Source organism: Pedobacter sp. 05L430, from assembly GCF_056397585.1.
In genome coordinates this window covers 1-11,977 of sequence record NZ_JBFTNT010000174.1, presented here as the reverse complement: position 1 = coordinate 11,977, position 11,977 = coordinate 1, and the positions used below count along the sequence as shown (strand labels likewise).

The window sequence follows — 11,977 nt, the reverse complement described above, 5'->3', positions numbered from 1 at the left end:
GCCCGGAACTTCGTAAGGTATTGCAGGCACAATTTCCGATTGCATTACCTTTACGATATAGCTTTTTATGGCTTGATCGGCCATTGCATTTGCTACGGTATCTATACCAGCTAAATAGGCAATCCCAGATGATAAGGTATGAGAACCGTTTAACAGCCTTACCTTTAGCTCTCTGTAAATTTCGATATCAGGTTTTACAATTATGCCCTTATCTGCTTCCTTAAAGCTTAATAGCCCGGCAACTTTTTCGTCACCCTCAATAGCCCATAAACGATAAGGTTCAGCCATGATCAACAAGTTATCACTGTAACCTAACTGTTCCTCTAGCTTCTCTAAAGTTGCGACATCAGGCTTACCGGGAACAATCCTATCAACCAGAGAATTGCAGAAATGAGCATGCGCTTTTAGCCAGCTTACAAATTCAGGTTCAAGCTTATTAAATTCGGTAAGTTCAAATACAATTGATTCTAATTTTTTTCCGTTTTCAGGAATTAGTTCTGTAGCAATAATCACAATATCAGCAGCATTAATATCTCCAAGCGCTTTATATCGTGCATAAAGCACAGCCAATAGCTTTGCCGGAAAAGAAACTGGAGGAGCTAAATCAATGCTTTCTTTTAATAAGCTAATACCAACCTCCGTTGTATTGGAGACAACAACCTGTAAAGCGGGACTTTGTCCGATTTTAAGTATATCGCTCCACTCCTTGTCGGCCGATAAAACTCTGCTGATGGACGAGGATATAATGTTCTCTTTAACAGTTTGTCCGTTCTCCAGACCCCTTACGCTGATTGTATACAATCCATTTTGCTCATTAAAATCTTTAAGGTCGCCTTTACTAGTCGATTTAACAACAGCTACCCTGCCATTAAACAAACCCTTACGGTTTGCTTTATCAATAAAATAATCTGGAAGCCCGCGTAGTAAAACACCGGTTCCAAACTGCAATACCTTTTCAGGAAGATTTAATAATGTGTTATCAGGAATGATAACGTTTTCATTTTTTAGGTTCTTTAAAATATCTTTAGAAATAGTCATGTTGAAATTTCGCTCTGTCTAAAACAATTCTACATAAATATTATAAAGAATGAATGTTTTAAGAGGAAATTATTTACGCAATCGTTATCGTTACAATCTGTTACAATTGCCTGCTAAATCCGTAAGAAATGTACTAYCCAAAAAGATCACTGCTCAAATAGCGGTCGCCCCTATCGCATGCAATGAACACAATTAGTCCTGATTCCAGTTCTTCGGCCAATCTTAATGAACAGGCAAGTGCCCCACCGGTACTCATACCTGCAAATATGCCTTCCACTTTAGCAAGTTTACGTGCAAAATCTGTGGCTTCCTGCTGTGAAACATCCATTACCCTATCTACCCTGCTCGGATCAAAGATCTTTGGCAGATAAGCCTCTGGCCATCTTCTGATTCCTGGTATTGATGATTCTTCAGTTGGCTGGCAACCTATAATCTGTATATCCGGGTTCTTTTCTTTTAAAAACATAGAATTACCCATAATACTGCCGGTTGTGCCCATGGAGCTTACAAAGTGGGTAATCTGCTGATTGGTGTCTTTCCAAATCTCAGGACCGGTGGTTTTATAATGGGCCAGGTAGTTATCTGGATTTGAAAACTGGTTTAACAAGAAATAACCTGGTTGGGCGCCTTTCTCCTCTGCATAATCCCTGCATACTTCAATAGATTCAAGCAAAGTAACCTTTGCCCCGTATGCTTCCATGGTTAGGGTACGTTCACGTGTTGAATTAGAAGGCATTACCAGCTCAATCTCCAGATCATATATAGACGCAATCATCGCTAAGGCAATACCTGTATTACCGCTTGTAGCTTCAATCAGTTTTGTTCCTTTCTTAATATCTCCGCGATCTATTGCACTGCGGATCATATTTAATGCTGCCCTATCTTTTACACTGCCTCCGGGATTGTTCCCTTCCAGCTTGGCAAAAATCTTAACGTTCGGATTAGTATGTAACCTCTGAATTTCTACAAGTGGTGTGTTTCCAACAAACTCAACAATATTTCCCATTATTAAACTACGCTTTTCTCTGATTTACAATTTTATTAACGACTCTAATTTTAAGGTTGCTTGGTTTCGATAACCTTAACTGCCGACTGATGATATACGGTTGAATGTGGGGGCACGCTTTTAGTTAACCAAACGTTTCCACCTATAATACAATCGTGCCCGATAACGGTATCGCCACCTAAAATGGTTGCGCCCGAATAAATAATTACGTGATCTTCTATAGTTGGATGCCTTTTTATGCCCACCATGTATTTCTCTACGCTTAATGCGCCAAGAGTTACGCCCTGATACAGCTTTACATAATTTCCGATAACGGTAGTTTCTCCAATAACGAGGCCCGTACCGTGGTCAATATAAAGATACTCGCCTATTACCGCACCGGGGTGAATATCTATACCGGTAATGGAATGCGCATATTCAGTAAGGATTCTGGGTACAATAGGAATTTCGGCTTGCAACAAAGCATGTGCAATCCTGTACAAGGCAATTGCAAGGAAACCGGGGTAACTTCTGATAATTTCAAACTCACTTTTAGCAGCCGGATCGCCTTCCAGAATTGCAGAAATATCTGTATTCATCCTTCTGTACAACTCTGGTACACTCTCAAAAATCTTTCTGGCTATTCCTTCATTATCGCTATGCTCACAAGCTTTGGTGGCATTTAATATCCTTACCAGCTCTTTTTCTYGCTTTAAAAAGAAACGCTTAATCTCATTAATTGAATAATCTGGCGAGGTTAAACGCTCTGGATACAACAAATTCATTAAATTCATTGCCCATTCAGCAACTTCCTGATTGGATGGTACAGCCTCAATTTGAAGCTGTTTATTATATATATGAAGATAAAATTCCTCGTTCATTTTAAGAGTAATGTTTGATTTTAGTGTAAAGAAATGAAATTAATCACAATCCTGCTAATTTCATTGTTTAAGTGATTAAAAACCGACAAACTCCCATGCGCTTATATAGGCGTTACATTGTTCAGCATAGCTGATAAAATCAGAATAAAATACTGATCTGGAGAGTGTAGCACTATCACCAATAACAACCAGTTTCTTTCTGGCCCTTGTCATGGCCACGCCGTATAATGGTCGTTTAGTTTGGCAACCAGTTGCGTTAAATGTTTTAATAAAAACACAGCCTCTTCGTGGTTGGTGGTACTGGTTCCTTCCAGTTTCTCGTCAAAGCCACAACCTGCAGTATCTATAAATTCTAGTGGAGGTTCTTCGGCAAACAGCAGCCTGTTGGCCACGTTGGGATGTGCGGTTAATTTATTTTTATAGAATACTGAAGATGGATAGCCCATGATTTGTGTATTCATTCTGTACTGCTCCTCTAACAAAACAACAGCTTCGGGATGCATTACCGTGCATTTTTCCATTAGGGTATTGCTTAGGCCGTCTTTTGCCGCCTGTGTAGACTTAATCGTTGGTGGCAGCTGACAATGATCGCCGGCCAGCACTACCTTTTCTGCCTTTAATATTGGCACCCAGCAGGCAGGTTCCAAAGCTTGTCCGGCTTCATCAATCACAACGGTTTTATACTTAACGTCTCTAACGGTATAATGGTTGGCGCCAATTAAGGTAGCAGTAATGACCTGGGCTTTTGCCACAACATCATCAATAATATATTGCTCTGCATTGTTCACCTCTTTCATTATTTTGTGCGCCTCATTAAACAGTGCTTTGCGTTGTTGCTGCTCTGCACGACCAAAATTGCGCTTATACTTATGAGCCATATTCTTGTACTCATTGGCCTGTTTTTTAAGCGATCGCAGGTCTTTAGTGGCACTATGCTCAGCAACTTTACTATCCATAGTTAAGGATGCCAAACGTTCAGAAACCCTTGCCGGATTACCCACACGCAATACATTTAGTCCTTCTTCGGCAAGCTTTTCACTTAACAAGTCTACAGCTGTGTTGCTTGGTGCAACAACCAGTACTTTCTGACCATCTTTAGCAATCAAAGCTTTAATGGCCTGTACAAGTGTGGTTGTTTTACCTGTTCCCGGCGGCCCATGAACTATAGCAAGTTCCTGCGCCTGCAAGATCTTGTTAACTGCTTTTTGCTGAACAGGGTTTAGCTGAGGGATAACGATATTTGTTAAACTGGTATCAAACGTAGGTGCCTTTTGCCCTGTTAATACATCGGTTAATACTGAATCTGCAGCTTTCTCTTTTGGTTTCTGCGCTTGTTTAAGCGCATTCTGCATTTCATTGTAGCTATTGTCGTCAAACAGCAGGTCTATACCCAATTTACCATCGCTGGCCCAATCGGGCAGTTCTTCTGTCAGTAGTGTTATTTTTAGCTTGTTTCCACTCTGGTGGCTAATTGTTCCTTCAAACCTGTCATTTTCAGGGTCGTGATTAGAGAACAAAACTGCCGACGCACCAAACCTAAGCTGGTGCGAAATATCATGATGGGTAGTACGTTCCACCTCAACAGTAAGGTAATCGCCCCTACCCGTTTCGGAACCACGAATAGCAATGGGATACCATGTTAATCCATTTTCACGACGATCAGCTACTGAAGCCGATGCGGTCAATCGCAGGTAAGAATCAAGATCTTCCTGCCGCTCAATTTTAAGTAAATCGAGGAGCTTTTTAAAATACTCCATTATAAAAGCACAAGCTGTTGGTGTAGCTTATCAAGCGTTTCCATTGCATCCTTACAAAATCCGGGATGTACTTTTGATGCCTGCACAACGGTACTTCGTGTAGCAGTAAGCCATCTAAAGCGCGAGGCGGCATCCAATTTACCAATTGGACCACTATCCTTTTCTCCAGCACAAATGCGCTCAAAAGCTATAAGATTCGCTTTTAGCACATCGCAATCCAGGTCTGCCTTAAATACTTCGAGTCTGCTTTCATCTAAAGAAATCAGCGCCTTTAAAAACTTTTGTTTTGCACAATACAATACCACACCCACATTAATGAATTCTTCGCGTTCAACCCTTGGAACCACACGAATAACGGCGTACTCAAATAAGTGACTCTCTTGCATTTTGTGCTTCTTTTACAAAAACCTCTGAATTAGCAACCCTTGAAATCAAGAATTGACTATAAACCTGCCTGCGTTCTTCTGTAGTTTCCTGACCAGATTCATCTTTAAGCCAGTCTTCTGGAATTAATGATACAATTGACCTGATCAGTTCGTTCGTCAGGATTGCCTTAAACGCTGCATCAACTTCCTCTAGCTCACTTGCCTGTGGCAATAATACATGATCCTTAACCAGTGCAAACGGTCTTACAGCCTGTTCCTCCGAGTTTTGCATTGAATGATGGAAGTATAAAGATGCGCCATGGTCTATCAGCCACAACTCTTTATGCCAGATGAGCATATTGGTGTTGCGCGCAGTACGATCCATATTGGTTAATAAACAATCTAACCATACAATTTGTGACGCTAACTTAGCATCAACAGTAGTAACCGTTGGATCGAACGTTATGGCTCCGGAAAGATAATGCAAAGCTAAATTTAAGCCGATACTGGCTTTAAGCAGGTCCTGGATCTCTTCATCGGGTTCGGTACGACCAAAGGCCTCGTCTAAATTGGCAAAAACTATTTCGGGCACTYTAAATCCAAGTGCCCTGGCAATTTCGCCTCCAATAATTTCTGCAATAAGGGCTTTTACACCCTGTCCGGCGCCCCGAAACTTCAATACATATAGAAACTCGTCGTCGGCCTCTGCAATGGCAGGCATGGAGCCTCCTTCGCGCAAAGGCGTTACATATCGAATTACATTAACAGTCCTCAATTGAGGATGGATTTTATTCATGCCACGAAATTACTGTTTTTTAATAAAAACAGCACCATTCGAATCATTGTCAACATCGCCTCTTACCACAGCTTTTATTGTAAAGGCTGCTCCTGTTTCGTAAGCATCAACTTTAAATTTGTATTGATTATTTTCCTGACTGGATCCTGTGTAGCCATCATGAACATCCTCCGCGATCTTAACACCGTTTTTATAAAGCTCAACAGATTTGATCTCTAAACGCGAATGACCTTCTGTATACCAGAATGAAAGTACATATTCGCCGTTTTCATTGATCTTTCCCGTTGCATTGATTTCAAACGTTCCAAAGTCTTTTCCTTTTACTGATGATGGTTTCCACTCGGCAACCAATTGACCATACTTTTTAAACTTGTCGTATTTCTCAGGAAAATAAAGCGGAAGCGAGTACTGATTGCGGTTTACCACAGTAATTGCACTAAAATCTGATAGTTTAGGTACTGTTACCGCTTGTGTATAAACCGGAGAATATACGTTTGCACGGGTTCCATCAGTAGTATATCTGATTTCAGCGCCTTGAACATCACTTTCCAGCTTTATGGTAAAACCGTTTGCACCTTTTTCATTGCCGGTCAATTTAGGCAGAGGCACACGATAGCCATAACCTGCGTTGTCGTAACGTTTATAATGAGTTCTTATTCTTTTTTCGAAATCAGGCCATGCTTGTTTTTCATGTGGTGTCCAGCAAACTTCGGCTAAGGCCGACATCCTTGGGAAGGTTAAGTATTCAAAATATTTTTCTGAACGATCTTCGTTTATCGCAGCAATTTCCTGAAGTACAGTACCGTGAATAAACTGGTCTGACCATAATGTAGCCTCTGCGCCTAATATCTGCGGACGGTATTTTGGATCTAAACCTTCAAGCATTGGGTTTAACTGGTAAGCTTTTTCTAAGGAGATTGGCTGCAACCATGTTGCCGCTTTTACCTCGCCCGGGATATTGCTTTCTGCAACGTCAAAATAACAATATCCGGTTAATGCCATTACTGAATAATGACCAGCTTCTGAGGCTTTAAAGGCTTTTTTCTGATCGTGCCAGATCATACCAACCGCTTTATCTTTTAAACCATCTTCAATGATCTCGTCCCAGCCAACAATGGTTTTGCCATATCCTTTTACCATTTTCTGAATGCGCTGATTAAAATAAACCTGCATTTCTTTTTCTGTTTGAACACCAAGCTCTTTCTTTCTTTTTTGGCAATGCGGGCAGGTTTTCCAACGGTCATATTGAGCTTCATCGCCACCTATGTGAATGTATTTAGAAGGAAACAACGCAAAGGTTTCTTTAAACACATCGGCCAGAAAATCAAAAGTTGATTCTTTACCAACGCAGTAAATCTCTTTGCTTATAGAATGTTGGGTTTGAACGGTGTATTGTTCACCAGTACAGCACAAATCCGGATAAGCTGCTATCGATGCTAAGGCATGGGCCGGTACTTCGATCTCCGGAATAACATCTACGTTTCTGGCCGTAGCATAGGCTACTATTTCTTTAATATCTTCCTGGGTATAGTAGCCGCCGGTACGTTCTGCACCCTCGCCTCGCCACGCACCTACAGAAGTAAGTTTTGGATATTTTTTAATTTCAAGGCGCCATCCGGCATCGTCGGTAAGGTGGAAATGCAACACGTTCATTTTGTACATTGCCATCATGTCGATAAGCTTAAGCACATAATGTTTTCCGAAGAAATAACGGGCAACATCAAGCATCATCCCCCTCCACTCGTAAGATGGGGCATCGGCAATCTCTGCTCCTTTAATTTTCCAAACTGTTTTTCTTTGAAGCTGTTTGTTATAAATCTCTGCAGGCAGCATTTGTAACAGCGTTTGGGTACCATAAAAAACACCAGCCGGACTATTACCTTCAATTGTTATTACATCATTTTTAACGCTTAGCTTATAGCTTTCTTTATTTAGCGCGTCGGTTTTGGCTAGTGGAGCACCTCCTTTGCCAATCTTTAGCACAATTATGTTTTTTGCAGCTTTTTGCTGATCTGAAATCTGGAAATCAAACCCTGTTGCAGGAGACAGTGCTGCATAAAGCCGTTCTGCCTGTTGTTTTAAGCCTTTCTCGTAATATATTTTTGTTTGACCGTTAAGTGTAAATGAGGCTCCGTTTTCTTTGATACTTGATGGAAGAGGGATAATATTGAACTGAGCATACATTGATAATGAACTGATTAGCAGTACGCCGAGCATCACCCATCTGGTTAGTCTGGTCTTCATAGTATATTTAGTTTAAGGTGTGTGTTTAGGTTCAGGAACTGGCTTGATATTGAAAGCGATTACTCCGTTAACACAATGTTAATCAATTATTTTAAGAGAAAATAATGAGGATTTTGGCGAAAAGGCAAACAAACGTTTGCATGAGTTAATGCAACCGTTTGCGTAAAAAACAAATAAAAAAAGAGGATATAAAAGTATCCTCTTTTTTGAACTTTTGTCATCCTGAATTTATCTCAGGATGACGATTGTCTTATGATTTAATGCTATAAATGCTATTTACAATCTTTAAAAGTGGCAAACTGCGCCCTCAAAGTAGAAATGTATGGTTTAACTTCATTTGGTTCCTTTCCATATTCAAAAGTAACCTTATGCTTTTTATCTCCATATTCTATCTGAATCCATTCAGCACCACCATCGGCACAGTCCGGACAACCATAAGACTCTTTTAACTGATTAAAAACATTCAGGTCAATACTATCGGCAAGTTTAGACCAATCCGTTTCTGCCATTTCTGCGGTACATACTTTTGGAGCTGCATTCGGTTTGTTCTCGTATTTCTTTAATTCAATTTTTGCCTTGGAAATAAAGAGCTGGCTATTACAATAACCCACACACATACCAAAAGATGTTCCGTAACTAATTTTCAATTTATCCTCATCTGTTTTCTTTTCACAACTGCTAAACATAGCAGCAACTATAAGAAAGCAGAAAAGGATCAATAGTTTTAATGGTTTGGTTCTCATAATTATCTCATTAGTTTTAATAACCTATACCAATATTTACAAGCAAACGCTACACCACTAAAAAAATTTAAACCAATCCGGGAACAGCAACCATCTCGTCAGTATCTTTTGTATAATCGATACCATCAACATCAAAGCCGAACAGGTTTAAGAAATCTCTCTTATAACCGGCAAGATCACCAATTTTAGGAAGCGATTCTTCAGTTGCTTCGGCCCAAAGTGCAGCAACTTTGGCTTGTACATCGCTGTCCATTTCTAAATCGTCTACACGGATTCTGCCCTGCTCATCAGTAGCGATACCACCTTTATTGTATAAACGCTCAGCAAATAAACGTTGCATCTGCTCAATACATCCTTCATGTGTACCGTTCTCTTTCATGATTTTATAAAGCAACGAAATGTATAAAGGAATAACCGGTATAGCAGAACTTGCCTGAGTAACCAATGCTTTGTTTACAGAAACAAATGCTTTTCCATTAATGTCTTTCAGTTTGTCAGATATTGCAAAAGCAGTAGCTTCTAAATGATCTTTAGCTCTGCCGATAGTCCCTTTACGGTAAACCGCTTCAGTAACCGCAGGGCCGATGTATGAATAAGCTACAGTAATTGCCTCTGGAGCCAATAAATTTGCCGCTTTTAATTCATCAATCCACATACCCCAATCTTCGCCACCCATAACAGCAACTGTATTTTCTATTTCCTCTTCATTAGCCGGGGTTATAGAAACCTCAGAAACTACTCCGGTGTGAAAATCGACAGTTTTGTTGGTAAACGTGGTCTCGCCAATTGGTTTTAAAACCGAATTATGAACTACACCAGTTATTGGATGTACTCTTTTAGGAGATGCCAGACTATAAACTACAAGATCAATTTGTCCTAGATCAGCTTTGATCAGGTCAATTACTTTTTGTTTTATTTCAGTAGAAAACGCATCACCATTTACACTTTTAGCATATAAACCTGCTTTTTGAGCTTGTTGTTCAAAAGCTGCAGTGTTATACCATCCCGGCGAAGCCGTTTTACCCGGTGCAGGTGGTTTTTCAAAATAAACCCCAACGGTGGCTGCGCCACATCCAAACGCGCTTGTTATTCTTGATGCTAATCCAAATCCCGTAGAGGCACCAATTACAAGGACCTTCTTAGGACCTTCAATTTCACCTTTTGACTTTACATAATTGATCTGGTTTATTACATTTTGCTCGCATCCTTTTGGATGTGCCGTAAGGCAAATAAACCCGCGCATTCTAGGTTCTATAATCATAAATCTATTTTTCTTTTGATTGACAATATTAAGGTTTTTTTACATTACCTATATGGGTTTACCTGAATACCCGCTGATTAACTGATATTTAATCTTCAAATGAAGATATATTAAAAGGTTCAGAAGGATCAAAGCCATACCATAAAACACATCCTCAACGGGGATGGTCAGGATTCTAAGCCCAATAATCTGAGCTTGGTTATACCACACTACGGGTTCCTCCAGAGCGGTCCCGGTAAGCAATCCATTCACAATAAGAAAAGGAATTAACAGTATTCCATAGATCAGGTAAAACTTTGGTAACCAGCTTACTTTAAGTATATATCTGGCTACGGCCATCAGTACAGCCAAACCTATAAAAGTTACCATGCTATAAATCTTATCGTTCAACAAAATCCCCGTTATTGCAAATACAAAGATCAACAAAGTGGTTAACACCAACTCTATTCTTTGAGGTAAATTTCTTTTAATCCATAGATCAAGGCAATGATAGGTAAAAACGCAGGAATAAGGAATGCAAAAGAAAAAAAGGATTTCCTCGACAGGCATATTCCCTATTGCTACCCCGATAAGATACCTTGAATTAAAGCCCCAGACTCCTAAACTGGTAAAGTATACATCCCACAAAATAAAAATCATACCCGTTATTATTACTGCAGGGAAAAAGGCTTTCCAGGTTTTATAAAAATTCAGCTTAGGGTGAAAAGAAAATATAAATGGAATGATGGCGGTAAAAAAATCAATAAGCAGATAGGTATACTTCATGATGGCGTTCCTTTACTGCTGAAAAAATATTTGAATGGCACCCATAGCATGCCAAAGCATTCTCCCCGCTCTTTAGTAAGATGTTTATGATGCATTTTATGTGCTCTTCTTATGGCTTTAAAATACCAATGTTCTGAATTTCTAAAGATCTTGAAGCGCTGATGTATAAAAATGTCATGAACAAAAAAATAGGCTGCGCCATATAGCGTTATTCCAATACCGGTCCAAAAAGCTGGAGATATTCCGTAAAAGGAGCCTAACGCAAGGCAAATTATGCCTGGTATTGCAAAAATCAGAAAAAAGAAATCGTTTCTTTCCAGAAAACCATCATGCTCTTTATGATGATGATCTTTATGTAGTGACCAGAGCAGGCCATGCATGATATACTTATGCGTAAACCAGGCAACCCCTTCCATCGCAATAAAAGTTCCTACTGCCACCAGAAAATTTAAAAGCCAGCTGTTCATTTTACTAAATAAATCTGTGATAATAATCCATAATCTGATTAAAACAAATCTTTAACCATTCGGTATAAATTTCGGGATGTTCTGAGATATCCTGCGCTAAAGTCTCCATATCCACATATCTGAATGCCGCTACCTCTGTGTAATCGGGCTGAGGTACTGCATCGCTCATACCAAAGAATACGTGGTCGAATTCGTTTTCTGAAATTCCGTTGGCCAATTTTGCATGGTAGGTAAAATTGAACCCGTAGTTGAGTGTGCACTCCATTCCCATTTCCTCTTTTAGCCTGCGATTAGCAGCATCAATGCTTTGCTCTCCCAAACGCTGGTGACTACAGCAAGTGTTGGTCCATTTCCCGCCGGAGTGGTATTTTTCCTCTGCTCTTTGCTGCAAGAGCAATTGGCCGTCACTATTGAATACAAACACAGAAAATGCCCTGTGAAGCCTTCCCTGGAGGTGAGCCTCCATTTTAGGCATTGTTCCAATAATGTTGTCATGTTCATCCACAAGAATTACGTTTTCAAGCTGTATTTCGTTTTCTATCATCTTATATCTTTTTCAGTTCTTCTGAAGAACAACATTTAGAGTTAAACAAATATTCTTTCACTTTTTGTTTAAGTTCACCGTCGTTTATTTTATTTACCTGAGCTATCAAAAAAGCCTTATCTCCCTTTATA

13 protein-coding genes are annotated in these 11,977 nt (G+C 39.8%); all 13 read right to left on the bottom strand.

Annotated features, from left to right (window positions below; translation table 11 throughout):
* The coding region (locus tag AC1DG9_RS18585) for a tagaturonate reductase (protein ID WP_477635018.1) at positions 1-1,038 on the bottom strand (1,038 nt) is incomplete at its 3' end.
* Between the two features lie 133 nt (positions 1,039-1,171).
* Positions 1,172-2,044: a cysteine synthase CysM gene (cysM, locus tag AC1DG9_RS18580; RefSeq protein ID WP_288879400.1), complete on the bottom strand. Its 873-nt coding sequence runs from the start codon at positions 2,042-2,044 to the stop codon at positions 1,172-1,174.
* 50 nt (positions 2,045-2,094) lie between these two features.
* On the bottom strand, positions 2,095-2,904 hold the full coding sequence (gene epsC / locus AC1DG9_RS18575; RefSeq protein WP_477635017.1) for a serine O-acetyltransferase EpsC: 810 nt from the start codon (positions 2,902-2,904) through the stop codon (positions 2,095-2,097).
* 75 nt (positions 2,905-2,979) lie between these two features.
* Entirely contained in the window at positions 2,980-3,117 is a 138-nt protein-coding gene (locus tag AC1DG9_RS18570; protein WP_477635016.1) for a hypothetical protein, read from the bottom strand.
* Positions 3,114-4,661, bottom strand: a complete 1,548-nt coding sequence (locus AC1DG9_RS18565) for an AAA domain-containing protein (RefSeq protein ID WP_477635015.1) — start codon at positions 4,659-4,661, stop codon at positions 3,114-3,116. The genes AC1DG9_RS18570 and AC1DG9_RS18565 overlap by 4 nt, the downstream gene beginning before the upstream one ends.
* Entirely contained in the window at positions 4,661-5,047 is a 387-nt protein-coding gene (locus tag AC1DG9_RS18560) for a DUF3037 domain-containing protein (RefSeq protein ID WP_288879402.1), read from the bottom strand. Before AC1DG9_RS18560 ends, AC1DG9_RS18565 begins: the two co-directional genes overlap by 1 nt.
* Positions 5,025-5,822: a HipA family kinase gene (locus AC1DG9_RS18555; RefSeq protein WP_477635014.1), complete on the bottom strand. Its 798-nt coding sequence runs from the start codon at positions 5,820-5,822 to the stop codon at positions 5,025-5,027. Before AC1DG9_RS18555 ends, AC1DG9_RS18560 begins: the two co-directional genes overlap by 23 nt.
* A gap of 9 nt (positions 5,823-5,831) precedes the next feature.
* The gene (locus AC1DG9_RS18550) at positions 5,832-8,066 is read right to left on the bottom strand and encodes a beta-N-acetylhexosaminidase (protein ID WP_337716313.1); all 2,235 of its coding nucleotides are present in this window, start codon (positions 8,064-8,066) and stop codon (positions 5,832-5,834) included.
* Between the two features lie 272 nt (positions 8,067-8,338).
* Positions 8,339-8,809 (bottom strand): hypothetical protein, encoded by a 471-nt coding sequence (locus AC1DG9_RS18545; protein ID WP_288879405.1) that lies wholly within the window; start codon positions 8,807-8,809, stop codon positions 8,339-8,341.
* A gap of 67 nt (positions 8,810-8,876) precedes the next feature.
* The gene (fabV, locus tag AC1DG9_RS18540; RefSeq protein ID WP_337716315.1) at positions 8,877-10,070 is read right to left on the bottom strand and encodes an enoyl-ACP reductase FabV; all 1,194 of its coding nucleotides are present in this window, start codon (positions 10,068-10,070) and stop codon (positions 8,877-8,879) included.
* Between the two features lie 48 nt (positions 10,071-10,118).
* A complete protein-coding gene (locus tag AC1DG9_RS18535) occupies positions 10,119-10,835 on the bottom strand; it encodes a lycopene cyclase domain-containing protein (protein ID WP_337716317.1) in 717 nt (238 codons plus the stop codon).
* A complete protein-coding gene (locus AC1DG9_RS18530) occupies positions 10,832-11,302 on the bottom strand; it encodes a sterol desaturase family protein (RefSeq protein WP_288879408.1) in 471 nt (156 codons plus the stop codon). The genes AC1DG9_RS18535 and AC1DG9_RS18530 overlap by 4 nt, the downstream gene beginning before the upstream one ends.
* A 4-nt stretch (positions 11,303-11,306) precedes the next feature.
* Positions 11,307-11,846: an isopentenyl-diphosphate Delta-isomerase gene (gene idi / locus AC1DG9_RS18525; RefSeq protein WP_288879409.1), complete on the bottom strand. Its 540-nt coding sequence runs from the start codon at positions 11,844-11,846 to the stop codon at positions 11,307-11,309.
* Between the last annotated feature and the right edge of the window lie 131 nt (positions 11,847-11,977).